Source organism: Ruegeria sp. BF10 (assembly GCF_056538725.1).
The window spans coordinates 897,561-923,772 of sequence record NZ_JBQFTR010000001.1; the positions used below are offsets into that span (position 1 = coordinate 897,561).

The 26,212-nt window shown below is 59.0% G+C and carries 24 protein-coding genes; 18 read left to right on the plus strand and 6 right to left on the minus strand.

Annotated elements, in window-relative coordinates:
* Positions 1-44 precede the first annotated feature (44 nt).
* Complete coding sequence (locus tag ACR0DJ_RS04560) at positions 45-596, minus strand: LOG family protein (RefSeq protein ID WP_480684023.1); 552 nt, start codon at positions 594-596, stop codon at positions 45-47.
* A 127-nt stretch (positions 597-723) separates the two neighbouring features.
* On the opposite strand from ACR0DJ_RS04560, the gene ACR0DJ_RS04565 reads away from it, so the two are divergent.
* The 3 genes from ACR0DJ_RS04565 (at position 724) to ACR0DJ_RS04575 (ending at position 4,435) form a co-directional block, all read left to right on the plus strand.
* A complete protein-coding gene (locus tag ACR0DJ_RS04565; RefSeq protein ID WP_480684024.1) occupies positions 724-2,100 on the plus strand; it encodes a LysM peptidoglycan-binding domain-containing protein in 1,377 nt (458 codons plus the stop codon).
* Between the two features lie 73 nt (positions 2,101-2,173).
* Positions 2,174-3,979 carry an ABCB family ABC transporter ATP-binding protein/permease gene (locus ACR0DJ_RS04570; RefSeq protein ID WP_170343874.1) on the plus strand — a complete coding sequence of 602 codons (1,806 nt, stop codon included), beginning with the start codon at positions 2,174-2,176 and terminating at the stop codon, positions 3,977-3,979.
* 57 nt (positions 3,980-4,036) lie between these two features.
* Positions 4,037-4,435, plus strand: coding sequence for a DUF2147 domain-containing protein (locus tag ACR0DJ_RS04575; RefSeq protein WP_480684025.1), 399 nt, complete (start codon positions 4,037-4,039; stop codon positions 4,433-4,435).
* 46 nt (positions 4,436-4,481) lie between these two features.
* On the opposite strand, the gene ACR0DJ_RS04580 is transcribed toward ACR0DJ_RS04575, so the two are convergent.
* Entirely contained in the window at positions 4,482-8,270 is a 3,789-nt protein-coding gene (locus ACR0DJ_RS04580) for an efflux RND transporter permease subunit (RefSeq protein WP_480684026.1), read from the minus strand.
* On the minus strand, positions 8,267-9,493 hold the full coding sequence (locus ACR0DJ_RS04585) for an efflux RND transporter periplasmic adaptor subunit (RefSeq protein WP_257598976.1): 1,227 nt from the start codon (positions 9,491-9,493) through the stop codon (positions 8,267-8,269). Before ACR0DJ_RS04585 ends, ACR0DJ_RS04580 begins: the two co-directional genes overlap by 4 nt.
* Before the next feature lie 226 nt (positions 9,494-9,719).
* On the opposite strand from ACR0DJ_RS04585, the gene ACR0DJ_RS04590 reads away from it, so the two are divergent.
* Genes ACR0DJ_RS04590 through der form a run of 3 tightly spaced genes read left to right on the plus strand, consistent with a single transcriptional unit; the run spans position 9,720 to position 13,271 of the window.
* Positions 9,720-10,391, plus strand: a complete 672-nt coding sequence (locus ACR0DJ_RS04590; protein WP_480684028.1) for a hypothetical protein — start codon at positions 9,720-9,722, stop codon at positions 10,389-10,391.
* Between the two features lie 44 nt (positions 10,392-10,435).
* The gene (locus tag ACR0DJ_RS04595; protein ID WP_480684029.1) at positions 10,436-11,758 is read left to right on the plus strand and encodes a PQQ-like beta-propeller repeat protein; all 1,323 of its coding nucleotides are present in this window, start codon (positions 10,436-10,438) and stop codon (positions 11,756-11,758) included.
* A 49-nt stretch (positions 11,759-11,807) separates the two neighbouring features.
* Complete coding sequence (gene der, locus ACR0DJ_RS04600) at positions 11,808-13,271, plus strand: ribosome biogenesis GTPase Der (RefSeq protein WP_480684030.1); 1,464 nt, start codon at positions 11,808-11,810, stop codon at positions 13,269-13,271.
* 44 nt (positions 13,272-13,315) lie between these two features.
* Here the strand turns inward: der and ACR0DJ_RS04605 are convergent, their stop codons facing one another.
* Positions 13,316-13,681, minus strand: coding sequence for a hypothetical protein (locus tag ACR0DJ_RS04605; protein ID WP_480684031.1), 366 nt, complete (start codon positions 13,679-13,681; stop codon positions 13,316-13,318).
* 511 nt (positions 13,682-14,192) lie between these two features.
* Between ACR0DJ_RS04605 and ACR0DJ_RS04610 the strand changes: the two genes are divergently transcribed.
* Positions 14,193-15,176, plus strand: a complete 984-nt coding sequence (locus tag ACR0DJ_RS04610) for a fatty acid desaturase (RefSeq protein ID WP_480684033.1) — start codon at positions 14,193-14,195, stop codon at positions 15,174-15,176.
* A gap of 93 nt (positions 15,177-15,269) precedes the next feature.
* On the plus strand, positions 15,270-15,905 hold the full coding sequence (locus ACR0DJ_RS04615; RefSeq protein ID WP_480684034.1) for a helix-hairpin-helix domain-containing protein: 636 nt from the start codon (positions 15,270-15,272) through the stop codon (positions 15,903-15,905).
* 57 nt (positions 15,906-15,962) lie between these two features.
* Here the strand turns inward: ACR0DJ_RS04615 and serS are convergent, their stop codons facing one another.
* Together serS and ACR0DJ_RS04625 are read right to left on the minus strand one after the other, a co-directional pair.
* The gene (gene serS / locus ACR0DJ_RS04620) at positions 15,963-17,255 is read right to left on the minus strand and encodes a serine--tRNA ligase (protein WP_480684036.1); all 1,293 of its coding nucleotides are present in this window, start codon (positions 17,253-17,255) and stop codon (positions 15,963-15,965) included.
* A 72-nt stretch (positions 17,256-17,327) separates the two neighbouring features.
* The gene (locus ACR0DJ_RS04625; RefSeq protein WP_480684037.1) at positions 17,328-18,992 is read right to left on the minus strand and encodes a mechanosensitive ion channel family protein; all 1,665 of its coding nucleotides are present in this window, start codon (positions 18,990-18,992) and stop codon (positions 17,328-17,330) included.
* Between the two features lie 201 nt (positions 18,993-19,193).
* Between ACR0DJ_RS04625 and yajC the strand changes: the two genes are divergently transcribed.
* The 10 genes from yajC to ACR0DJ_RS04675 all read left to right on the plus strand — a co-directional run bounded on the left by yajC (position 19,194) and on the right by ACR0DJ_RS04675 (position 26,191).
* A complete protein-coding gene (gene yajC / locus ACR0DJ_RS04630) occupies positions 19,194-19,481 on the plus strand; it encodes a preprotein translocase subunit YajC (RefSeq protein ID WP_117868574.1) in 288 nt (95 codons plus the stop codon).
* Between the two features lie 33 nt (positions 19,482-19,514).
* On the plus strand, positions 19,515-21,176 hold the full coding sequence (gene secD / locus ACR0DJ_RS04635) for a protein translocase subunit SecD (protein ID WP_480684038.1): 1,662 nt from the start codon (positions 19,515-19,517) through the stop codon (positions 21,174-21,176).
* A 1-nt stretch (position 21,177) separates the two neighbouring features.
* The gene (gene secF / locus ACR0DJ_RS04640; protein WP_170343887.1) at positions 21,178-22,146 is read left to right on the plus strand and encodes a protein translocase subunit SecF; all 969 of its coding nucleotides are present in this window, start codon (positions 21,178-21,180) and stop codon (positions 22,144-22,146) included.
* A complete protein-coding gene (locus ACR0DJ_RS04645; RefSeq protein ID WP_480686228.1) occupies positions 22,139-22,891 on the plus strand; it encodes a sulfite exporter TauE/SafE family protein in 753 nt (250 codons plus the stop codon). Before secF ends, ACR0DJ_RS04645 begins: the two co-directional genes overlap by 8 nt.
* 12 nt (positions 22,892-22,903) lie before the next feature.
* Entirely contained in the window at positions 22,904-23,257 is a 354-nt protein-coding gene (locus tag ACR0DJ_RS04650) for an Mth938-like domain-containing protein (RefSeq protein WP_480684041.1), read from the plus strand.
* Between the two features lie 144 nt (positions 23,258-23,401).
* Complete coding sequence (gene ccmA, locus ACR0DJ_RS04655; protein WP_170343889.1) at positions 23,402-24,016, plus strand: heme ABC exporter ATP-binding protein CcmA; 615 nt, start codon at positions 23,402-23,404, stop codon at positions 24,014-24,016.
* Positions 24,013-24,669, plus strand: coding sequence for a heme exporter protein CcmB (gene ccmB / locus ACR0DJ_RS04660; RefSeq protein WP_171231405.1), 657 nt, complete (start codon positions 24,013-24,015; stop codon positions 24,667-24,669). The genes ccmA and ccmB overlap by 4 nt, the downstream gene beginning before the upstream one ends.
* Positions 24,670-24,730: 61 nt before the next feature.
* Positions 24,731-25,504, plus strand: a complete 774-nt coding sequence (locus tag ACR0DJ_RS04665) for a heme ABC transporter permease (protein ID WP_480684042.1) — start codon at positions 24,731-24,733, stop codon at positions 25,502-25,504.
* Entirely contained in the window at positions 25,501-25,659 is a 159-nt protein-coding gene (gene ccmD, locus ACR0DJ_RS04670; RefSeq protein WP_170343892.1) for a heme exporter protein CcmD, read from the plus strand. Before ACR0DJ_RS04665 ends, ccmD begins: the two co-directional genes overlap by 4 nt.
* A complete protein-coding gene (locus tag ACR0DJ_RS04675) occupies positions 25,652-26,191 on the plus strand; it encodes a DsbE family thiol:disulfide interchange protein (protein ID WP_170343893.1) in 540 nt (179 codons plus the stop codon). Before ccmD ends, ACR0DJ_RS04675 begins: the two co-directional genes overlap by 8 nt.
* The last annotated feature ends 21 nt before the right edge of the window (positions 26,192-26,212 follow it).

Below are 26,212 nucleotides of genomic sequence, written 5' to 3' on the forward strand. Positions count from 1 at the left end.
CAATACGGCGCGGGCGGCTCAACCGCCCGCACGGCTTTCCATCCTCAGGTCAGTTTGTCTCGCAAGGCGCTCATGGCTGTATCGGCGTCTTCTACCCAGGTGATGAAATTCGCCAGAGACGCGTCGGCAAAGCCTTGCCCGATCACCTGGTCCAACAATGTGTGCAACGCGTCCCAATAGCCATTCACATTGACCACGACGATGGGTTTGTCATGCAGCCCAAGCTGGCGCCAGGTCAGCGCCTCGAACAACTCGTCCAGCGACCCCGGACCGCCGGGCAGAACAACGACGGCGTCGGCGTTCATGATCATGACCTTCTTGCGCTCGTGCATTGTCTCGGTGATCACGAAATGGGTCAGATCCGTCTTCCCGACCTCACGCTTGACCAGATGCACCGGAATGACACCGAAAGTTTCACCACCGGCATTCTGTGCGGCACGGGCCACTTCACCCATCAAACCGACATCTCCGGCTCCGTAGACGAGCCGCCAGCCTTCCTGCGCCAGCAGGCTGCCAAATTGCCGTGCAGTTTCAGAATAAGCCTTCTCGGCTCCATTGCGTGACCCGCAGTACACACAGATTGATTTCTGAGACATCAAAGGGGGGCTCCGGGGTTGTGTCAGGGGTTTTGACCCGTGATAGCGGGATTGATAGATTGGCTCAACTGTCCGTCGGAAAGCTTTTCAACGCAAAGCTTTTGCCCGGCGGAATGAAAGGAAAATAATGGACGCCAAATCGGGAAACGGAAGCTCGGGCAATTTCATCTGGGGGGTGATTGCGGGTCTTGTTGCGATATTGGGCGCGGGTGGATTGTATTTGTCTGGCGTCTTCACCAAAGCGCCCGAGCCGAGCGCCCCGCAGGAAACCGCATCCGCCGTAGCCCCGGAACCTGAAAAGCAGGAGACGCAGGTCTCGGAACCGGAAACGGCTGAACAGGCAGTTCCTGCGGATGAAGGGCCCACGACCGAGCCTGCCGAGGACACACGTGAAGCGGCCGAAGCCTCTGACGCGGATACTGCCGCTGCTGAGCCGGAAGATTCCGCGCCTGCGCCAGCGGCCCCTCCGGCGCTGGATCAGATTTTTGTTCAACCAGATGGCACGACGTTGTTGTCCGGCGATGCCGAGCCCGGCAGCCGGATCGAGGTGCTGCTGAACGGAGAACCCCTGCACACATTTACCGTGGACGGCAGCGGCCAGTTTGCCGAATTCGTTTCGATCCCGTTCAGCGACGCGGCTCAGGGGTTGGTCCTGCAAAGCAAGGATGGCGAACGGATCGCACGGTCCGACGATTATCTGATTGCGGCTTTGCCAAAGCCGGTCGAAGAAGCACCTGTATCTGAAGAATCGCCGGCATCCGATCCGGACAGGCCGGTCGATGCCGAAGACGCCACCATCGCGACGGCCGATGCAGACATTGAGCCCGAAACGGCGACCGAAGTCCAAGCGGCGGAAACTGACGTGACCGGAACCGAAACCACGGTGCCTGAAGCCGAGGAAACGCAAACCGCCGATTTGCCGGCAGAGGCACCCGAACCGGATCAGCAGATTGCCGTGCTGCGGTCCGGCGAAGAAGGCGTTGAACTGGTGCAGCCGCCTGTCGTGCGGGATACGCCCCCCGAACAGATCGCACTGGATACCATCGGATATTCTGAGACCGGCAATGTTCAGTTGACTGGACGTGTGCAGGACGGCGCAGCCGTTCGACTGTACCTGAACAATCGTCTGATCGCTGATCTCGACCCGCAAGAGGATGGATCCTGGCGCAGCGATCTTGAGGGGATTGATCCGGGTGTCTACACCCTGCGCGTGGATGCGGTGAATACGGACGGGACGGTGCTCAGCCGGGTTGAAACGCCGTTTAAGCGGGAACCGGTTGAAGTGTTGGATGCCGCCGTGGCGGCCAGCCAGGCCAATGCGCAGGGGGAAGCACCAGCAATTCGTTCGGTTACTGTTCAACGGGGCGACACGCTGTGGGCCATCTCGCGCGACCGGTTTGGCGACGGGATCCTGTATGTAAGGCTGTTCGAGGCCAATCGCGACCTGATCCGCGATCCGGATCTGATCTATCCGGGGCAGGTCTTCACAATACCTGAACAATAATCGCCTCTGGCCCAAAAGGGCCGGGGTCAATCTCTGACCGCAGTTAAGGTACGTGATGAGACGAACACCTGCTATGACCTCGGACGATATGGTGCCGCGCGACGAGCGAAGCTCGGGCTGGCGCACGATCCGCAAAGTGACCCCCTATCTTTGGCCGCAGGATGAGCCATGGGTAAAGCGCCGCGTGGTGATTGCCATGGTCATGCTGGTGCTGGCCAAGCTGATCGCGGTCTACACGCCGATCCTTTACAAGGGAGCGGTTGACGCGCTGGCAGGTGAGGGCGTGCCACCGGTGGCGCTGGGCGCAGTCGGGCTGACGGTTGCCTATGGCGTGGCGCGGATGTTGACCGTGGGTTTTCAACAACTGCGGGACGCGGCCTTTGCGCCTGTGGGGCAAAGGGCCCTGCGGGCGCTGGCGCTCGAGACCTTTCGGCATATTCACAACCTTTCGATGCGTTACCATGTGTCCCGCCGTACCGGAGGTCTGAGCCGCATCATCGAACGGGGCGTCAAAGGCGTCGAGTTCCTGTTGCGCTTTCTGCTGTTCTCGATCGGGCCGCTGATCCTGGAGCTGCTGCTGGTGGCGATCATCCTGATGTGGCTGTTCGATGTCTGGTATCTGGTGGTCGTCGCTGTCACAATCGGTCTGTATATCTGGTTCACCTTTGCCGTGACCGAATGGCGGGTGAAGCTTCGGCGCGAGATGAACGATCAGGACACCGAAGCCAATCAGCGCGCCATCGACAGCCTGCTGAATTTCGAAACCGTCAAGTATTTCAATGCCGAAGAGCGCGAAGCTGAACGGTATGACGTGTCGATGAAAGCCTATGCCGGGGCGGCGCTGAAAACGGCATATTCGCTGGCATTTCTGAACTTTGGCCAGTCATTCCTGATCACCTGTGGTCTGATCGGAGTGATGGTTCTGGCTGCAATCGGGGTTCAGAGCGGAAACCTGACCGTAGGCGACTTTGTCATGGTCAACGCCTACATGATCCAGATCACCGTACCGCTGAATTTTCTGGGGACGGTCTATCGGGAAATCCGGCAATCGTTGGTCGATATGGGGCAGATGTTCGATCTGCTCGAACAGCCTGCCGAAGTTACCGACAAGCCCTGTGCACCCAACCTGAAGGTAGATGGCGGCGAAGTCACTCTGGACGATGTGCATTTCGGCTACGATCCGGAGAGGGAGATCCTCAAGGGTGTTTCATTGACCGTCCCGGCGGGGCAGACCGTGGCCATCGTGGGGGCAACAGGGTCGGGCAAGTCCACCATCGGGCGGCTGCTGTTCCGGTTCTACGATGTGACCAAAGGGGCGTTGAAGATCGACGGGCAGGATGTGCGGGATGTGACACAGACCAGCTTGCACGCGGCCATCGGAGTCGTGCCGCAGGACACGGTATTGTTCAACGACAGCATCCGGTACAACATTGCCTATGGCCGCGATGGAGCCACCCCGGAAGAGGTCGAGGACGCAGCCCGAGCCGCACAGATCCACGACTTCATCACCTCGCTGCCCGACGGCTATGACACTATGGTGGGTGAACGGGGGCTCAAACTCTCCGGCGGTGAAAAACAACGTGTGGGCATCGCGCGGACCTTGCTCAAGAACCCGCCGATCCTGTTGCTGGACGAGGCGACCTCGGCCCTGGACACCGATACCGAGCAGGACATCAAGGATGCGCTGGCGCGCGCAGGAGAGGGGCGTACGGTTATCACCATCGCCCATCGCCTCAGCACCATTGCCGAAGCGGACCGGATCGTGGTTCTGGAAGCTGGCGAGATCATCGAACAGGGCACGCATGACGAGTTGCTGGCGCGGTCGGGGCGGTATGCGCAACTGTGGAACCGGCAGCAATCTGACGGCGAAGCAGCCTGAGGACCCAAACATGATGCGAAACATGGTAGGATGCAACAAACCAGAAGGGTGCCTGCCATGATGAACCGACTGAAATCAAGACTGTCGTCCATAGTGATCGCGATTTGTCTGCCGGTCGTTGTGGCGGCCGATCCCATCGTGGGTGTCTGGAAAACTGAACCTGACCGCAAGAACCTGATTTCGCACATCAAAATTACGGCGTGTGGGGACAAGTTCTGCGGTCGGATCCTTTCGGCCTACGACGCGTCCGGCAAGGAAGTCCAGACGCCGAATATTGGCAAGAAACTGTTCTGGGACGTGGCAAGTGAAGGCGGTGGCAAGTATGGCGGGGGCGAGTTCTGGGTCCCGTTGATCGACGTGGATGCCGTGCCACAGATGACGTTGCGGGGGGGCAAGCTGCTGGTCAAAGGATGCGAACACGAGATTTGCGCGCATCAAACGTGGTCCCGGTTGTGATGATGGTCAAATGAAAAAAGGACCGGGAATACCGGTCCTTCTCTTCTTATTCAGCAGCTTTCAGCGGCGGGCCGGAGGGGCGGTCAGACTGATCTGATCGACTGTCCTGTTCCGGTTCTTCGGAACGCATATCGTCTTCCCACACGATTTCGGTGGCCTGCACCTTGCGGGCAGAGCGCCCAATCGCCATGTCCTGCGCGATCTGGCTGGAGCGACCGGCAGTCACACGGGCCAGAACGCGGCTGAGCCAAATCGCATAGGTCGTCACCCAGACCCGCAGTGCCAGAAGCGACGGGGTGACGATCAGCGTCAGGACAGTTGCGATGCCCAGACCAAAGACCACAGCCGTGGCCAACTGCTTCCACCACAGGGCGGTGGGGCTGTCGATGGAATAGCCGCCGTTGATGAAATCCAGCGACAAGCCGAACATCATCGGCGTCAGACCGGCCATCGTTGTCAGTGTGGTCAGCAGAACCGGGCGGATACGCGATTCCGCGGTGCGGATGATCGCCTCGATCCTCGGCATATAGCTGCTGTATTCCTGATAGGTGTCGATCAGAACGATATTGTTGTTCACCACGATACCCGCCAGCGCCACGATGCCGGTCCCGGTCATGATGATCGAGAAGGGCTGTTCCATCACGATCATGCCGATCAGAACCCCGGTGGTGGACAGAACCACCGCCAGCAGAACCAGAACCGAATTGTAGAACGAGTTGAACTGCGCCAGCAGGATCACGAACATCAGCCCCAGGGCGCCCATGAACGCGTTCACGAGGAAGGCGCCGGATTCTTCCTGCTCTTCCTGATCTCCAGTCCATTCCCAGCTGATTGCGTTGGCGAACGGGCCGGTTTCCAGCCATTCCGTCAACACCGCAATACGCTCGTTCGGGTTGATCAGCGCAAACTGCGCATCCCCGTCTTCAATCACGCCGCGCAACTGATCGACGCTTTCTGCACCGGTCAGTTGAACCAGTTCGTATGATTTTCCGCCCGCCGCGTTCAGCACCGTGCCAGTAGGTGTGTAACCTTCCGCCACTTCACGCACGACAGCCAGCCGCACCTGTTTTCCATCGGGGCCTTCGGTCACGACCTTGCTCAGCCCCGGTTCGACATCCGCTTTGACGTCATAGTACCGCTGTTGATCGACGCGGTTGATCTCGGCCAGCTTGGCCACGGGTTTACGTGTCACGAAATTCGACAAGGGCACCAAACCGTCCGGGGTACGGACCTTGAGCGCATCCAGCGTCGACAAAACGCGGTCTTCTTCCGGCAGACGAACGCGAATTTCGATCTCTTCATCATTGCTGTCCGGGCGCATTTCGCCCAGAAGGATGCCGCGCGTGACCAACTGGACCATGGCGCCAACCGTGGCCACGTCGGCTCCGAACCGACCGGCCTTGGCGACATCCACGTCAATCTGCCAGTCGATGCCGGGCAGGGGCAGGGTGTCTTCGGTCTTGATCAGGCCCGGCGTGGTGTCGAAAACCTCGCGGGCGGTGATCGCTGCCGAGGTCAGGTCTTCCCACCCGTCACCCTTGATGCGCAGATGCACAGGCTTGGCTGAAGCAGGGCCTTGCTCCAAGGGAAGAATCTCGACGATGATACCGGGGATCGTTGCAAGTTGGGCATTCAGTTCATCAATCACGAAGTCGCCGTCATATTCGGGCGCCACGAAGTGCCGCTCGAACAGGCCCCACAGAGCGGATTCCGAGATGTTGGGACGATCTTCCCACGGGATGATTTCGAACTGAACTCGGCCCACTGTATCGGCGGGCGCCTGAGCGCCACCGTTATTCTGGTTCAGGCCACCTTCGCCGGCAAAGGCAAAGACATTGATGACCGCGGGATGAGATCCGATGATCTCTTCGGCAGCAAGAACCATCGCGTCTTTTTCCGCCAGGGAAAGGTTCCCGCGGGCACGCACATATGCGGTGGCCTGTTCAGGTTCGCTTTCCACGAAGAATTCAACCCCGCGGGATTCCTGAGGAAACCAGACGAAGGCCACGAAATACACCGCCGTGAAAACCGTCAGCAGTGAAACGATCGGCATGATCGGATTGCCGACAAGGAACCGAACGACGTGGCCAAAAAACGTGTGTTCGTCCGCTGTATGAACGTGGTCCTCTTCGGCGCGTTCAATTTTGGCCGCGCTCAGGGTTACGGACCCGGCAAACGCCCCGAACAGGAACAGCAGCGCCCCGGCGATCGAGCCCCCGGGCAGCAGGTAGTTGGGGTTCAGAACCTGCATCGCGCCCAGAAAGATCATGTACAGCGACGGCGGCACCATCAGCACCCGGACCCACCATGGCGTGCGCGCCCGCAACCAGGTCGAAGACCGATCGAAGAGGCGGCTCAGGCGGCCGGACACACCGCCCATGACCGGCAGATAGATCAGCGCAACTATCAGCGACGCCGACAGAACGAAGATCAGCGTGACCGGCAGCATTCCCATGAACTCGCCGGGAATACCGGGCCAGAACAACATGGGCAGGAACGCACACAGCGTCGTTGCGGTCGAGGACACGATGGGCCAGAACATGCGCTGGGCCGCCTCGACATAGGCGTGCATCGGGCCCACGCCTTCCTTGATGCGTTTGTCGGCGTATTCCACAACCACGATGGCACCGTCCACCAGCATCCCCACAGCGAGGATGAGGCCGAACATCACGATGTTCGAGATGCTGACGCCCATGACGGCGAGAAACGCAAAACACAGCAGGAACGAGGTCGGGATCGCAAAACCCACCAACAGGGCGGCCCGCGTCCCCAGCGAGGCCAGAACCACGATCATCACCAGCGCGATCGCGGTCAGAACCGAGCCTTCAAGCTGGCTGACCATCGAGCCGACGATGCGGCTCTGGTCGTTCGATGTGCCCAGGTCAACCGCCGCCTGAAGCTCGGGCGGCCACTTGGTCTTTGCATGGGCGATGGTCTCTTTCACCTGCGCGACGGTGTCGATCAGGTTGTATCCCTTGCGTTTGACCACTTGCAGCGCAACGGTCGATTCACCGTTGAAACGGGCTGTCCCTTCGCGGTCTTCGAAAGTGTAGTTGATCTGTGCCAGCTCACCCAATGTAACGACCCGGTCACCATTGACCTTTATCGGCAGGCCGTAAACATCCTGTGCGGTTTTGAACGACGACGGTATCTTGACCGAAAAGGTGCCCTGTGCGGTTTCAACCTCACCGGCCGCGATCAACTGGTTGTTGTTGCGCACCACGTTGATCAGTTCGTCCGCCGTCACGTTGTACGCCTCAAGCCGCAGCGGGTCGATCACGACCTCGAGCATCTCGTCGCGATTGCCTGCGATACCGGCTTCGAGAACGGAATCCAGAGCCTCAAGATCGTCCTGTAGATCCTTGGCGACACGGGCCATCGTGCGTTCGGGTACGGGACCGGTCAGGTTCACGATGACGATCGGGAATTCGGAAAAGTTGATCTCAGTCAGGGAGTATTGCTCTGCGCCTTCGGGGAAGTCCGCCTGAGCTGTGTTCATCGCGTCACGCACATCGGCCATGATCGCGGTCTTGTCCCAACCGAAGTCAAATTCCAGCGCGACCCCTGCATAGTTTTCGGCCGCGGTCGAGGTCATTTCCTTGAGCCCGTCGAGATCCGCCAGTTCGGTCTCCATCGGCTTGATCAGCAGGTTTTCAGAATCCTCTGCGGAAATCCCGGGAAACTGCACTGAAACGAACAGGGCGGGGATTTCGATATCCGGCTCGCCTTCTTTCGGAAGCGAGACATAGGCAAATCCACCGATAACCAGCGAGATGGCGATAAACGCCAATACCATTCGGGCCCGATCGGCGGCCCATGCGACGATACCGGTCATTGTGATGCTTCCCGATAGGTCGGCGCAACGGTTACTCCGCGTGTAACGAATTCCTGACCGACAACAATGATATCCGTCGTTTCGGGAAGGCCGTCGATCCACACGCCCTCTGCCGTGTCACGCAGAATGCGGACGGGCATGAAATCGACGACATTGCCGGTACCGACCGTACGGACACCCAGTTGACCTTCGTTGTTCAGGGTCAGTGCGGATTGAGGCAGCAGGTGCGCCTTGGTGCCCTCGGCTGCGATGCGGATGGTCGCGGTCTGACCGTCGCGAATGGTCAGATCCGGGTTCGGAACCGTGATTTCAACTTCGAAGGTGCGTGTTGTCTCATCCGCCGAGCGGCTGAGGAACGTGACGCGGCCGCCAAGCTGCCGACCGGTGACCAGTGTTGCCGACGCTTCGGACCCCACCTGGACACGGTTGACCTCGGTTTCCGGAACATACCCGACCAGTTTGATCGGATCGAGCTGAATGACGGTTGCGCAAAGGGATCCGGGCTGCATCAGGCTGCCCAATTCGGCGGTGTCACTTTCCAGCAGGCCCTTGAACGGGGCCTTGATGGTCAGGCGGCCAACCTCTCGCTGCGCGGCTTCGACGGCGGCTGCGGCTGCTTCGATTCCGGCCCGGGTGGCCTCCAGCTCGGCTTCGGCGGATTTTACACCTGCTTTGGCAGTGCTCATCGCAGCCTCGCTGGAAATCCGGCGGGTTTCCGAAGCAAACCCGGTTTCCGCCAGTTTGCGCGACGCGGTCAGGTTGATTTCGGCCTCGGCCACACGGGCATGCGCCTCTTGCAAGCGGGCTTCAGCCTCGGGAATGCGGCTTTCGGCTTCGAGTTTGCCGGCCAGTGCCTCGGCCAGTTGCGCCGGGCGCGTGCCGGGGTCGAGTTCACACAGAACATCCCCGGCCTCGACAAAGGCACCTTTGCGCTTGGGTTCCGAGATGACCGTGGATGTGGTTTCAGACAGAACTTCGACCTGCCGGTTCGCCTTGGTTTGTCCACGCAGCAGAACCGCACTGTCAATTTCGCGCGCCTGCGATCGCAGGGCGACGACGCCAACGGCAGCAATATCGGTATCGTCGGATTCAACGGCTTCTGTCTGCGCGGCTTCTTCCGTGTCCCCACGCCCGGCGAAGGCGAACAAAGAGTCGCGCTCAAAAACGAGATAATAAAGCGCAACAATAACCAGAAGGGCGTTGATGAAAGAAATCAAACGCATACAGTATTTCTCCTAGAATTCGGTGCCAACAAAAGCGGGCCTGTCTCGCTATGAAATGGGGCGTCGGCCGTGTAATTTCCACACTAAACTGAATAGTTCGGTTTGGTTTTTTTCGCAAGAGAGAAGCCAAGCGGTGAAAATGCGCAAAATCGGACCCTTGGCTTGGCGTTGGTGCCGGGGTATGACATGGCGCACTTATGCAAGACACACAGCCCAGGGGGCAGGAATGAGCGACACCGACAGTTTCATTGATGAGGTCACGGAAGAGGTACGCCGTGACCGGATGTATCTGCTGCTGCGCCGCTGGGGCTGGGTTGGTGTGGCGGCCGTCGTGCTGATTGTTGGCGGGGCTGCATTCAATGAATACCGCAAGTCCCGCGACACGGCGCAGGCGCAGGCTTTGGGTGACTCGATTCTGGCAGCTCTGTCGGAAAACGATTCAGATGCTCGGGCAGCCGGGTTGCGGGATATCGAGGCGCAGTCGCCGGGCGGGGATGCAGTATTGAAGATGCTGCTGTCTGCGTCGCAGGTAGAGGCCGGATCGCGCGACGAAGCAGTCAACAGCCTGAACGCGGTTGCTATGCAGGGGGACCTGCCCGAGATTTATCGCGCGATCGCAAGCTTCAAGGCGCTGTTGTTGCAAAGCGACACCTTGCCTGCTGCCGACCGTCGACAACAGTTTGAGGCGCTGGCTGCGCCCGGTGCGCCTTTGCGTCTGCTGGCCGAAGAGCAACTGGCCCTGATTGACGTGTCCGAGGGCAATGTCGATGCGGCACTGGACCGTTTGCAAGCGCTGCGTCAAGACGCCGAGGTCGGTATTGATCTGCAACAGCGTGCGGCCCAGCTGATAGTCGCTTTGGGCGGCGAACCCGAGCCATTGGTGGCGCAACAGGGCTGACCAGGCGGGACAAAAGACTTTATGACAGGCGAGTTCGGAACACCATGGTAACAAGAATTATTTCCCGCGCGGGATGGCCGGTTGCGGCACTGGCTTTGACCGCATTGACCGCCTGTGAACCTCCCGAAGCGATCCTGCCCGGAGAACGTGAGGACATCCGTCCGGCGTCTGATCTGGAAACGGTGGAAAAAAGCGGCTCTCAGCCCATTAGCCTGCCGGCTCAAAAGGCGAATGCCAGCTGGCCGCAAAGCCCGGGGACGGCTGCTTACCGCACCACGAACGCGGCCTTGCGTGCCACGCCGCAGCGGATCTGGTCCGCTTCCATCGGGCAGGGCGACTCGCGCAAGCAACGGATCACCGCCGAACCGGTGGTTGCGGGTGGGTTGATCTATACGCTGGATGCGGGGGCGACCGTGTCAGCGGTTACTCCGCAGGGCCAGTTGGCCTGGGATACCGACCTGATTCCGCCAAGCGACGGCGATGCGGACGCCACAGGTGGGGGCATGGCCTATTCGGACGGTGTTCTCTATGTGTCGTCCGGGTTTGGGCGACTGACCGCACTGGACGCAAAAACGGGTGCAGTGCGCTGGCAGAAGCGACTGGAAGCAACCGGGAGCGGCGCGCCGATGGTCAATGACGGGCTGTTGTACCTGGTCGCGGGTGACGAAACCGGTTGGACCATCAATGCCAAGGATGGCAAAATTGCCTGGCAAATCGAAGGCACGCCCAGCGTCGGTAACGTCCTGGGTGCTCCGGCACCGGTGATCGCTTCGGACCTGGCAGTGTTTGCATTTGGGTCCGGCGATGTTGCGGCTACGTTCCGCCGTGGCGGAATCCGTCGCTGGAATGCGTCGGTCGTAGGCGGGCGGCGGGGGCGGGCCGCCGCGCAGATCGTTGACGTGACCGGCAGTCCGATGGTTGTCGGAGACACAATCTTTATCGGCAACCATTCTGGCCGGACCGTAGCCTTTGACGCCGCCACCGGTGAACGCCGCTGGACCGCCGATGAAGGCGCGGTCGACACTGTCTGGCCCGCGGGCAACAGCATTTTCCTGATCAGTGACCGCAGTCAGCTGGTGCGCTTGAACGCGGCCGATGGTTCGGTCATCTGGGCGCAGGATCTGCCAAGCTTTGTCAAGGACAAGCGAGGCCGTCGCGGGCCGATCTTTGCACATTACGGTCCGATCCTGGCCGGAGGCCGTATTGTGATTGCGTCCAATGACGGGTATCTGCGCTTCTTCAATCCGGTTAACGGAGCACTGGTTCACCAGGTCGAAGTCCCCGGAGGCGCAACAACGGCGCCGGTTGTCGCCGGGCAAACGCTGTATGTCGTTTCCTCCAAGGGTGATCTACACGCTTTCCGTTGACGGCAAGATGCGCTAAAGGGCGCTTCTTGAGTCTTGAAAGTTGAGTATCATGTCGCTGACCCTCGCCATCGTGGGGCGCCCGAATGTGGGCAAATCCACCCTGTTCAACCGCCTTGTTGGCAAACGTCTGGCCCTGGTCGACGACCAGCCCGGCGTGACGCGTGACCTGCGCGAAGGCGAAGGGCGTCTGGGTGATCTGCGCTTTACAGTGATTGATACGGCGGGTCTTGAGGACGCGACGGATGACAGTCTTCAGGGTCGGATGCGCCGCTTGACGGAACGTGCTGTGGACATGGCTGATGTCTGCCTGTTCATGATCGACGCGCGCGTGGGTGTGACACCAACGGATGAGATGTTCGCCGAGATCCTGCGCAAACGGTCCAAGCACGTGATCCTTGCGGCCAACAAGGCCGAAGGCAATGCCGCGGATGCGGGTGTTCTGGAAGCTTACAATCTGGGTCTGGGTGAACCGGTCCGCTTGTCAGGCGAACACGGTGAAGGGATGACGGACCTGTATGCGCAGCTGATGCCTCTGGCGGATGCGGCAGAAGAAAAACAGGTCGAGGAAGCCCCGCAAACGGAAATTGAGCTGGACGAAGACGGTGAGGGCGAGACGCCGCTGATCACCGCGGCCAAGCCTTTGCAGGTTGCGGTGGTGGGGCGTCCCAACGCGGGCAAATCCACCTTGATCAACAAGATCATTGGCGAAGACCGTCTGTTGACGGGACCAGAGGCTGGCATCACGCGTGACGCAATCAGTTTGCGAATCGACTGGGCGGACCCGGACGGCGAAAGCACTCCGATGCGAATCTTTGACACCGCAGGGATGCGCAAGAAAGCAAAAGTACAGGAAAAGCTGGAAAAGCTTTCCGTGTCGGACGGTCTGCGCGCGGTGAAGTTTGCCGAGGTCGTCGTTGTATTGCTGGATGCCGCGATCCCGTTTGAACAGCAAGACCTGCGTATTGCCGATTTGGCCGAGCGCGAAGGCCGGGCCGTTGTCGTCGCGGTCAACAAGTGGGACATCGAGGACAACAAACAGGAAAAGCTGCGCGAGTTGAAAGAGTCGTTTGATCGGCTGCTGCCGCAACTGCGCGGCGCGCCGCTGATCACGGTTTCCGCCAAGACGGGTCGGGGGTTGGAGCGCTTGCGCGCCGCGATCCTGCGCGCCCATGACGTCTGGAACCGTCGGGTGCCGACTGCCGCTCTGAACCGCTGGCTGACCGCCATGCTGGAACAACATCCGCCGCCAGCCCCACAGGGACGCCGGATCAAACTGCGCTACATGACGCAGGCCAAGACCCGACCTCCGGGGTTCGTGGTGATGTGTTCGCATCCCGACAAGATGCCAGAAAGCTATACCCGTTACCTGGTGAACGGTTTACGGCAGGATTTCGACATGCCCGGAACACCGATCCGCCTGACTCTGCGCGGGCAGGGGGACAAGAACCCTTACAAGGGGCGGCGCAAGAAAAACGCGGGCGCATTGGCCAAGCATCTGAAGGGGCGCGGGTAAGCTGCGCACCGGAATCAGGGCTTTGATGACACAGGCAGACTGATTTAATCGTGCCCAAGGACGAATGCGCGGTTCGCTTCTGCGGCGTTGGCGATACCCTCTGACGTCCCATTGCCCTGTTCAATGGCCGTCGCCAGTTCGGCCGCGGCCGAGTCGGTCGTGAAGATCGATGCAATTCGCGTTCGACCTCCGAAAAGACCTTTGGAAGCGTCGGCATTGTCATAGGTCAGGTCAAATGTCGAAACCAAACTGACCGCCTCGTCATCGGGTCGTTTGTTTTGATTGCGCGATATGGGCGGAACCAGCGTTGTCACGCGGCGCTGTACACCCGCATTGACTTCGACAGGCAGGGCCTTGGCAGGATCAGAGCGTAACGCGATGTTCACGCCGCTGCGTTCCCCATAGACCAAACTGCGGTCCTGAATCGAGGTGCAGCCCGCGACCACGCAACTCGTGCACAACTGTATTGCCGGTCACGATGGCGGCTGTGGATGAGGTGCCAAAACCGTTATACGAGCACCCCGCAAGCGCGGCGCAGATTAATGGCGCCAATGGCAATATATTTCTCGATAAAGTCAATCAATAGGCCTTAAAACACTGCTTCTTGCTCTGACCGGAAGTTTCCCATGCGTCAACTCGGAGGCATGTGAATACTGTTGAAGCGTTCCGAGACACTGCGGGGCTTTGTTCTTCGGGCGCATCCCTGTTGTCAGGGGCGTGTTTTTCGGTGCCTGTGATCGTCACGCAAGCGCGTAACTGCGCCAATATTCAGCGTTTTCGCTCTGAGGGCGTGACAGCCCCTGTTCTGCGCGCTAGCATTCACGTGTGTGCATCTGTCAGCACATGCATTGTTTTCACGCGGTCAATCCGCGCCTGGATTTTGAACGGATTATAACAGGGCCATCGTGGGGAGCGGACTGGATGGATCTGAGGGAATACACAAGACACTATGCAGTTCAGGACAACAGATTGGCTGCACTGAGCTATTTTAGCACGTTTGCGGTGTATTTCGCATCGCTGGCTGTGGCTATCATATTCGTGGATCGCTGGTACATCATGGTCCCGGCCGGGATCGTCTTCGCCTTTTCGGCAGTGCGCCTTTATGTGCTGCAACATGATTGCGGGCACCATTCGCTGTTTGAAACGCGAATGCAGAACGAATGGGCGGGGCACGGTCTTTCCCCCTTCACCTTTGCGCCGTTCGAGGTGATGAAGCAGAACCACAATCTGCACCATGCTGGGATCGGAAACCTCGAGCATCGCGAGACCGGTGAAATTCACACCATGACGTTGCGGGAATGGAATAACGCGGACTGGAAAACACGTTTGTTTTACAGGCTGTACCGAAACCCCTTCATTCTGGTGCCGGTCGGTGCCCTGTTCACATACTTCATTCGCTATCGCTGGCCCAAGAACACTGTTCGTTTCGGTGTCAAAGGCGTTTTGCTGCACAATGCCTCGATCATCGTATTTTTGGGCCTGTTGTATCTGATCGCGGGCATGACCGGTATTTGGGTCTGGTTGGTGTTTTCTTTCCTGGGCGGAATGCTGGGTGTGTTCCTTGTGTATCTGCAACACAATTTTGAAGACACCTATTGGGATCGCCGCCCTGATCTGAACCCGCAGACCGCGGCGCTTCATGGGTCTTCCGCGCTGGATTTCGGATGGTGGTTCGATACCGCCGTAGCCTGCATCACGCTACATGACATCCACCATTTCAATGCACGTATCCCATCTTATCGGTTGCGGGCCTGCCACTATAACCTGCCGCCTGAATTCACCCCTCGCCGGATCAAGTTCCCCGAGGCAGTAGCGGCTTTGAACCTCAAGCTTTGGGATGAGGATGCGAAACGCCTCGTGCCGTTCCCGAAAAATGACCGAACCGCTGGGCTGGCGCATAGCTGATCCATTGGTTTTGGGAAGGCAAGCGCTGAACTTGCGGATGTGCATATCCAGTGTATTTGCGATGAGGCAGGGCGATGGAGAAAGGACCCTTGGATGACCGTAGTGACCAACGTTAAAGGTGTGGGAGAGGCGCTGAAAAAAGCCCTTGCAGCCAATGGCTTTAAGACCGCAGAAGCGATAGCGAAGGCGTCACCCGCAGATCTGGTCAAGGTTCCTCGGGTCGGAGAGAGCCGCGCCGCTGTATTGATCGAAGCCGCAAAAGCGGCAATAGCTGCAACGCCCGCAGCCGGGAAGCCTGGCGCGCGCAAGGCGCCGGCCCGAAAGCCGGCGGCCCGCAAACCAACAGCTGCAAAACAAGCCGCCCGAAAACCAGCCGCCCGAAAAGCCACCGCGCGCAAGACCGTGGCCGCTGCGGCTTCCGAAAAACGGGCGGAAGAGGCCGCACGCAAAGCGGCGGAAGAAAAAGCGGCAGCTGAAAAGGCTGAAGCTGCGGCCAAGAAAAAGGCTAAGGCCAAGGCTGAAAAAGCCGCCAAGAAACGCAAGGAAATGGAAGCCGCGTTTTCGAAGGCCAAGGATAAAGTGAAAGCAAAGTCCAAGAAGGACAAAAAGCCGAAGACGGACGACAAGAAAAAAGACGCCAAGAAGGGCAAAAAAGACGCCAAGAAGGCCGAGAAAAAAAGTGACAAGAAGAAAAACCGCAAGAAGGACAAGAAAAAGGCGAAGAAATAAGTTCCTTCGCCCCGTCTTTCTTTGTGAACCGGCGCCTGGTGGTGCCGGTTGCGTTTTTCAGGCCAGTGTGCCGTCCAGTTGCAGGGTCAGTTTGCCGCCCAGATAGGGGCTCAGGACTTCGGGCAAGGTCACGGTGCCGTCCGCGTTCTGGCCATTTTCCAGCACAGCGATCAGGCAACGCCCAACAGCCAAACCCGAACCGTTCAGCGTATGGACGTATTCCGGCTTGCCGCCACCTTCGGGGCGGAACCTTGCGTTCATGCGGCGGGCCTGAAAATCACCACAGGTCGAAACCGAGCTGATCTCGCGATAGGTGTCCTGACCGGGCAACCAAGCCTCGATATCATAGGTGCGGCGGGCGCCAAAGCCCATGTCACCGGTGCACAGGATGACGGTGCGGTAAGGAATGCCCAGCTTTTCCAGAATGCCCTCGGCGCAGCGCAGCATGCGCTTTTGTTCTTCGTCCGATTTGTCCGGATGCGTGATCGAAACCATTTCGACCTTTTCGAACTGGTGCTGCCGCAACATCCCGCGGGTGTCTTTGCCCGCGGATCCGGCCTCGGACCGGAAGCACAGGGAATGCGCGGTGTATCGGCGGGGCAGATAGCTTTCCTCGATCAAAGTGTCGTTGACGATATTGGTCAGCGACACTTCGGAGGTCGGGATCAGCCACCAGCCTTCGCGGGTCTGATAGCTGTCTTCGCCAAATTTCGGCAATTGGCCGGTGCCCTGCATCATCTCGGACAGAACCAGAACCGGGCCGTTCACCTCGGTCAGCCTGTTTTCGGTGATATGGGTATCCAGCATGAACTGCGCCAAAGCGCGATGAATACGGGCGACGCCGCCGGACAGCAGCACAAATCGCGAGCCGGATAGTTTGGCTGCGGTTTCGAAATCCATGCCTTGCTGAACGGCTTCGATCTCGAAGTGTTCCTTGGGCGCAAAATCCAGTTCACGCGGTGTGCCCCAGCGGCTGATCTCGACATTGTCGCTTTCATCCACGCCATCCGGCACGTCTTCGGCGGGCAGATTTGCGATGCGGATCAACTGATCTGTCAGCAGGGCGTCCAGATCCTTGGCCTCGGTCTGCATCCGTGCGATCTCGGCCTTTTTCTCGGCGACCAGCGCGCGCAGACGCTGAAACTCGGCTTCGTCGCCTCGAGCTTTGGCCGCGCCGACTTCCTTGGACGCTTTGTTCTGTTCGGCCTGCGCCGTTTCGGCGGCCAGAATCTTGGCGCGGCGACTTTCGTCCAGCCTGAGCAAATCTGACGACACCGGCGCGTCCCCACGGCGCGCTAGAGCGGCGTCGAAAGCGGCAGGGTTTTCGCGAATGGCGCGGATGTCGTGCATGTCTCAGATCCTTGAATGCGTGAATCACTGAAACCGCTTATGCACCATCTGTCGGGCGGGGTGTAGCACCGGTTACGACTTATCGACCTTGTCGTGGATTTCATGCGCCAGATGTCCGTCCCATTCTTCTGTCGGGATTTTTGGTTCCGGTGGATCTGCCATGTAAGACGGCGTCATGATCTGCACTTTGTTCTCGTTGAATACGGCGACAATGTTGCGATGCAGGTCCGAGCGGATTCTCGGAATGATGCTGCCGCGGGTGGTATAGCCGTTGATCTGATAGTTGATGGCGTAGTCGGCCAGCGCCGTCCACAGCACGAAAGGTTCCGGCTTGGCCTTGATCCCCTTGGTGCGGTTGGCCGCCTCGATCAGCATTGCTTCGACCTTTTCGGGCGGTTCTTCATATCCGATGCCAACCGTCGTGTGCAGCAGCAAACCACTGCCATCGGTTTTCTTCGAGAAATTCACAACGTCCGAATTCATCAATTGGGCATTCGGGATCGAAATCAGCTCGTTCTTGATGGATTTCAGATGCGTCTCCATCAGTTTGATCTGAACCACGTCGCCTATATGCTCTCCGATCTGAATGCGGTCGCCGATTGACGTGGAACGGCGATAGATCACGAACAGCCCCGCCAGCATGTTGGACACGACCGAGTTGGCCCCCAGCGACAGCATGGCGCCGACCAGAATGGTCAGTCCCTGGAAGGCGGCCGAATCCGAACCGGGAATGTAGGGAACGGCAAAGACCAGCGCGATCAGAATCACGACAACCCGTGCGATGTTGAACGTCGGATTGACCCAGTGCTTTTCAAAATCGCCCATTTCGAAGGAACCGGCTTCGACCGCGTCGAAGAACACGCGCATGCCCTTGATTATGTACAACGTGACCCATGCGATCAGGCTCAGCATAATCAGGTTCGGGATATAGCTGAGTATTCCCTTGAATATCAGCAGCACCGGTTCTGTCAGATAGGTCAGCAGCAGCTGCGCGAAATAGCGTGTTTCCGCAAAGGCCAGCAGAACGAAGGACAGGTAGTAGTAGAAGCCAAGAAAGAAGATGACCAACAGGACAAAGTTGAGCCCGTATCGGATCAGGGCGGCAATTGCCTCGGCCTGAACGCTTTTGGCCGTCGCCGTTTCAACATCCTGCAAATAACGCTTTACCAGTTTCAGAGTGCGCCGCCTGATCCGCCGGTGCAGCCAAAGGATAACCAGCACGAAGACGACAAAGCCAATGGTCCATGCCGCAGCTTCAATCGCACCGGATACCCGCGCCTGCTCTGTACGGTTGGATCGGTAGGCAAGGATGGCCTCTTCGATGGCCTGACCATGGAGAAAGCTAAGGACGTCCAGCTCCATCTGGTCCAGTTCGGCATCGGCGACGGTCACGATGGATACGATCTCATCGTCGGCGCGAATGCGTATGCCCAGATCGGTCTCTTCAAAGGTGATGTCGACCGTGGGGCTTTCCGAGGCTTCGGCCACCTCGATAATTTTCTTCTGAACGCCTTCGGCCCGTTCCGGCGCGGGCAGGGCGCTGGAACCGCGCAAGAAGAACAACATGTCGCCGTCGACGATGACAGGTGCCTTGAAACCTTCGGTTTCTTCCGCATCGGGCTCGGTGATTTCGGCAGGTGCTTCCTGGGCCTTTAGCGGCATTGCCAAGCACAAGAACAAGGTCAGGAGAGACAGCAAAAGCGTCAACGATTGGAACAGCTTGTAACGAGTTTTCATTGTCCCCCCTGACGTCTGACTATAGCAAAACTGAAATATCTGCATAGGACATATCTGCAACGTTCAAACGGTTCTTGAGGCACCTTTGTCAGGTTGCAGCCGGTCACATGACCACCTTTGCTTGCAAACACGCATTTCAAAGCATAGGTTCCGGCCAAATTTGCGGAACGGTGCCGCAAGATCTGAATAAAGGAATATCCCATGGAAGGTGGCGCAATCGCCCAGTTTCTCCCGCTGATCCTGATCTTTGCGATCATGTATTTCCTGCTGATCCGTCCGCAGCAGAAGAAAATGAAGGAACATCAAGCCATGGTCGACGCCGTGCGTCGCGGGGATCAGGTTGTCACCCAGGGCGGGCTGATCGGCAAAGTGTCGAAGGTCAAGGAAGGCGACAACGAGATCGAAGTTGAGATCGCCGAAGGTGTAAAGGTGCGTGTGGTCAAGTCGACCATTGCTCAGGTTCTGAACAAAACCGAACCCGCGAAGTAATTCCACCTTACAATTCCTTGAAAAGGCAGGGTAATGCTGCAAATTGATACCTGGAAGCGGGTTCTGATCTGGCTGGTCTGCGTGACTGGTCTGCTCATGGCCCTGCCAAACGCGTTTTACACGCGGGTTGAGCAATCAAACGACGCCAAGGCCGCGATAGAGCTGGGCGTGGACACGCCTGAAATGCAGGCCGAAGCCGGGCAATGGCCGAACTGGTTGCCCTCATCACTGGTCAATCTGGGTCTCGACCTGCGCGGCGGTGCACATCTGTTGGCCGAAGTTCAGGTGCAGGACGTCTACGAGACCCGGATGGAGGCGATGTGGCCGGAAATCCGTGACGCCCTGCGCGATGAGCGCTCGACCGTCGGGACGATCCGCCGTCAGGATTCGGCTCCCGATGAGATTCGCGTGCGCATCAGCCAACCCGAGGGCATGGCGCGGGCATTGGAAGTCGTGCGCGGTCTTGCCCGTCAGGTGCAGACCCTGACCGGTGTCGGGGCAACGGATATCGAGGCACGTGCCGAAGGCGACACGATTGTCGTTCAGTTGTCCGAGGCAGAAAAACTGGCCTCGGACGACCGCACGGTTCGTCAATCGTTGGAAATCATCCGCCGCCGGATCGACGAAGTGGGCACCCGAGAGCCCACCATTCAGCGTCAGGGTGCAGATCGTATCCTGATTCAGGTGCCAGGCATCGGCAGCGCGGGTGAGTTGAAAGAGATCATCGGCACTACGGCACAGCTGACCTTTAACCCGGTTGCCGGACGAGGCACCGACCCGGATGCCGTTGCAGGCATTGGCGAAGAAATCGTGCCGTCGATTGACGAAAGCGGTGTTTACTACACCATTGAATCCGCTCCGGTTGTTACCGGCGAGGAACTGGTGGATGCGCAGCCCGCATTCGACCAGAACGGCCGCCCTGCGGTCAACTTCCGGTTCAACACGTCTGGTGCGCGCAAATTCGGGGATTACACCCGCGACAACATCGGAGCCCCCTTTGCCATCGTTCTGGACGACGAGGTGATATCTGCCCCCGTGATCCAAAGTCATATTCCGGGCGGTTCGGGTATCATCACCGGCAACTTTACGGTTGAGGAAAGCACCAATCTGGCCGTCCTGCTGCGAGCGGGCGCACTGCCTGCCGGTCTGGAGTTCCTCGAAGAACGCACCATCGGGCCCGAGTTGGGGCAGGACAGTATCGACGCGGGCAAAGTCGCCACCATCGTGGCCTTTGTCGCGGTGCTGGTATTCATGGCGCTCAGCTATGGTCTGTTCGGGATCTTCGCCAACATCGCGCTGATCATCAACGTGGGCCTGTTGTTCGGTCTGCTGTCCATGATCGGGGCAACCCTGACCCTGCCGGGTATCGCGGGCATCGTGTTGACAGTTGGTATGGCGGTGGACGCCAACGTGCTGATCTTTGAACGTATCCGCGAGGAACTGAAATCGGCCAAAGGTCCGGCGCGCGCAATCGAACTGGGCTATGAAAAGGCGTTGTCGGCCATTCTGGATGCGAACGTGACCACATTCATCACCGCCGTGATCCTGTTTGCCATGGGCAGTGGCCCGGTGCGCGGCTTTGCAATTACTCTGGGCCTTGGTATTCTGACCTCGGTCTTCACCGCAATCTTCGTGACGCGCCTGATGGTCGTGATGTGGTTCGAACGCCGCCGTCCGAAAACGATCGAGGTTTGACATGAGACTGAAACTCGTACCCCAGAACACCTCGTTCGATTTTTTCAAACACTGGAAGGTCTGGTTGGGCATCTCCGGCCTGATGATGGTGGTTGCTTTTACGTCGTTCCTGTTGCAGGGGCTGAATTTCGGCATCGACTTCCGAGGTGGCACCACGATCCGGACGCAAAGCGCGGTTGAGATCGATGTGGGCACATACCGAGATGCCATCGCCCCTCTGGAACTGGGTGACGTGACCATCACCGAGATTTTCGACCCAACCTTTGCGGATGACGAAAACGTCGCGATGATCCGCATTCAGGCGCAAGAAGATGCCGAGGCTGTGGAAGCTGCGACCATCACCGCCGTGGAAGAAGCGTTGCAGCAGGTTGTTCCCGACATTCAGTTCGTGTCAGTGGAATCCGTGGGGCCCAAGGTCTCGGGCGAGTTGATCCAGACCGCCGTCATCGCGGTGGCTTTGGCGATCGGCGCGGTGCTTGTGTATATCTGGCTTCGGTTCGAATGGCAGTTCGCGCTGGGGGCCGTGGCGGCACTGGTTCACGATGTGATCCTGACCATCGGTATCTTCTCGGAACTGCAAATCCGCTTTGATCTGGCCATTATCGCGGCCCTTCTGACCATCGTCGGTTATTCGCTGAACGATACCGTGGTCGTCTTCGACCGGGTGCGTGAGAACCTGCGGAAATACAAAAAGAAAGACCTCAAAGAGGTGCTGAACATTTCGATCAACGAGACCCTCAGCCGGACCGTCATGACCTCGGTCACCACGTTGCTGGCGTTGATCTCGCTTTATGTTCTGGGCGGCGATGTGATCCGCGGCTTCGTCTTTGCGATGATCTGGGGCGTGATCGTGGGCACCTATTCATCGGTCTTCGTGGCCTCGACCATCCTGCTGTGGCTGGGGGTCAAGCGCGACTGGTCCAAGCCGTCCAACACGGCGGGCAACCAGTTTGCCAATATCGATGCCTGAGGCGTTGCAACAGGCCTTGTCCCTGCCGGGGCTGGGTTGGTTGATACTTACCATCGGAGCCGCGGGACTTGTCCGCGGCTTCACTGGTTTTGGCACCGCGATGATCTTTGTGCCGGTGGCCACTCAATTCCTGCCGATTGCCGATGTCGTCTTTCTGATGGCGGCCACCGGGATCGTATCGACCTTTGCGCTGGCGCCGCAGGCGTGGCACGAATGCGACAAGACCGAAATCAGCACGATGGGCATTGCAGCGACATTGACCGTGCCACTGGGGCTTTGGGTCATGGCACAGGCCGACACGGTCGTTCTGCGTTGGATCGCTTGCGGCATCACTGGCGTGACCCTGTTGGCGATCGTCACTGGCTGGCGCTGGCAGGGACGACTGGGTGTGCCCGGACGGCTGGCCATCGGAGGCAGCGCGGGCGTGATTGGCGGCATGACCGGACTGACCGGCCCGGTCGTTATCGTATTCTATCTGGCGAGTTCTTCAGATGTGCGCAAGATTCGCGCCAACACGATCATCTTCCTGGCGCTGCTGGATGTGGCCATCGTTTTCAGTATCCTGATCGGAGGCGCTGCGGATCTGTCGATCCTGTGGATTGTCCTGCTGCTGGGTCTGCCCTATCTGACCACCACACTGATCGGCAAGGCTCTGTTCGATCCAAAGCTCGAACGGATCTATCGCGCTGCGGCTTATTCGGTCATTCTGATAGCCGTCGTGTCCGGTTTGCCGATCCTGGATTGAAGGAGGGAAGAAATGCGCCTGAACCAGGTTACGTTTTCAGATGCCAAGCCGGTTGATGGCTATGGCCCCGGTTTTTTCCGCATCGGCGGTGATGTGTTCGAAGGCGCCGTTCTGACCGGTCCCGCAGGACCTGCCACCTGGGGCGGCTATGAAGATTCGCAGCCACTTCTGGAACTGGCCGATGAAATTGACGTTCTGCTTGTCGGTACCGGCAAAGACATGGCTCACATTCCCCAGTCTTTGCGCAGCCGGCTGGAAAGTGCCGGAGTCGGCGTCGAAATCATGAATTCTCCGGCTGCGTGCCGCACTTACAATGTCTTGCTCTCTGAAGGTCGCCGCATAGCGCTTGCTCTGATCCCGGTCTGACGGGACCCCTTCATCTGGCTGAAAATATCCCGGGGTGTGTGAGGGGCTGGCCCCTCACTCGGACCTCTCTGCTCAAAGCTCCCACAACCGAACTGCGGCAAATCCCACCTTTTGCCTCTGATGACATTCCGATAAGCGGGTCTCATGACTCTGATAGTAACCGACCTGTCGATCACCCGTGGTGGCATTCCCGTCCTGGAGCATCTCAGCTTTCAGCTGCCTCCGGGCAAAGCGCTGATTCTGCGTGGGCCGAACGGGATCGGCAAAACGACCCTTCTGCGCACATTGGCCGGGTTGCAGCCGCCGCTGGAAGGTCAGATCCAGGGCGCGGAAGACCAGATCGCATATGCGTCCCATTCGGACGGGCTGAAACCGACGCTGACTGTATCCGAGAACCTGACGTTCTGGGCTTCTGTCTTTGGCACCAACGGCATCCAGACGGCGCTGGACGCGTTCCAGTTGAACGAGCTGGCGGACCGCCATGCGGGGAACCTGTCGGCTGGTCAGAAACGGCGGCTGGGGCTGGCACGCATGCTGGTCACCGGGCGGCCGATCTGGATGCTGGACGAACCGACCGTTTCGCTGGACAGAAATGCGGTGCAAATGTTCGCCGATGCAGTCCGCGCGCATCTGGGGCAGGGCGGGTCAGCCCTGATCGCGACCCATATCGACCTTGGCCTGGATGGCGAGGTTCTGGACGTCGGCCCGAACAAGGCCAAACCCAAACCCATTGACGATTTCGACGGAGGCTTCCTGTGATCGCCCTTCTGCTGCGCGACCTGAAACTGGCCTTCCGTGCAGGCGGAGGGTTCGGATTGGGATTGGCCTTTTTCCTGATCGTGACCGTGATGGTGCCGTTTGCAGTGGGGCCACAATCCTCGCTGCTGTCCACCATTGCACCCGGAGTGCTCTGGCTGGGGGCGTTGCTGGCGTGTCTGTTGTCTCTCGACCGTCTTCTGGCGCTGGATTGGGAGGACGGATCGCTGGACCTGCTGGCCACGGCGCCGCTGCCACTGGAATCAGTTGTGACCATCAAGGCGCTGGCCCACTGGCTGACCACAGGCCTGCCTTTGGTTCTGGCCGCGCCCTTTCTGGGGGTTTTGCTGAACCTGCCTGCACCGGGCTTCTTCTGGCTTGTCATCTCGCTGCTGATCGGAACCCCGGCCATGAGCGTGATCGGCACATTCGGCGCTGCCCTGACCGTCGGCCTCAAGCGTGGCGGGCTGCTGTTGTCGCTCTTGGTGCTGCCGCTTTACGTCCCCACCCTGATTTTCGGGGCCGAAGTCGCCCGGCGTGGGGCAACGGGGATGGACGTGCAGACGCCGTTGTTGATGTTGGCAGGGATCACGGCTGCGACGATAGCATTGTTGCCCTTTGCCAGCGCGACTGTGTTACGTATCAATCTGCGGTGAACCGTCCCAACTTTGACTGATGTCAATTGAGAAAACCCCCAACTCGGACTAGATAGGGCCCATGTCGATAGCAGCCAAAGCCAATGCCCTCTGGGAATACGCCAACCCGCGCAAGTTTCTTGCGACCAGTGAACGTGTCCTGCCGTTTTTCTGGATCGTCTCGATCTTCTGCATCGTCGTCGGGCTGGTCTGGGGGTTCTTCTTCACACCGGACGACTACAAGCAAGGGTCGACGGTCAAGATCATCTATCTGCACGTCCCGGCGGCGCTGATGGCGATCAATTGCTGGCTGATGATGCTGGCGACTTCTCTGGTCTGGCTGGTGCGACGTCACCATGTCAGCGCGCTGGCGGCGCGGGCGGCTGCACCGATCGGGATCGTGATGACCCTGATTGCGTTGCTGACAGGGGCGATCTGGGGACAGCCCATGTGGGGCACCTGGTGGGCGTGGGATCCGCGTCTGACGTCGTTTCTGATCCTGTTCCTGTTCTATCTTGGCTATGTCGCGTTGTGGGAAGCCATCGAGGATCCGGACACCGCGGCGGACCTGACCTCGGTTCTGTGTCTGGTCGGATCCGTGTTCGCGCTGCTCAGCCGATATGCGGTCAACTTCTGGAACCAGGGCCTGCATCAGGGCGCATCGGTCATGCGAGCGGCTGCCGTGACCGGGACCGATACGGAAGAAAAAGTCAGCAATATCTACTTCTATCCGCTGTTGCTGTGCATCATCGGATTTGTTCTGCTGTTCATTGCTTTGGTGCTGTACCGCACCGGGACTGAAATCCGCGCGCGTCGCATCAAGGCGTTGCAGGCGCGGGAAAGGGTGGGCGGATGATCCCCGATCTTGGAAAATACGCTGACGCGGTTTTGTCGTCTTATGCCGTGTCCATCGTGCTGCTTGTGGCATTGATCGTGTTCAGCGTGATGCGAGGGCGCAAGATACGCACTGAGATGGAAAAAATCGAACAAAGGATTTCGCGCAATGGCTAAGATATCGCCCCTGATGATCGCGCCGCCTTTGATTTTTGGCGCTTTCGCCGTGTTGGCCGGGATCGGTATGTTCCGGGAAGACCCCAACGCGTTGCCCTCTGCCCGCGAAGGCCAACCGGCTCCGCCCGTGGTTCTGACCGAGTTTCCGGAAAAGAAGCTGTTTGATGATGCCACGCTGCGGGATGGAGAAGTCAAACTGGTCAACTACTGGGCCAGCTGGTGCGCGCCGTGCCGTGCCGAGCATCCCAATCTGGAAGCGCTGGCCGCCGAAGGCATCCCGGTCTATGGCATCAACTACAAAGACCAGTTGGGCAACGCCCAAGCGTTCTTGACCGAGCTGGGTGACCCCTACGCCGCGATTGGACGAGATGAGAAGGGCCGCATGGCATTGGATTGGGGTCTTTACGGCGTACCCGAAACCTATGTGGTTGATGGCGACGGCACAATCATCCTGCGCTTTGCCGGCCCGATTACGCAGCGCGTGATTGAAAACACTCTGCGTCCGGCGTTGGAAAAGGCTGCGGGCGGTTGAGCAATTTGGAAAACGAGGTTT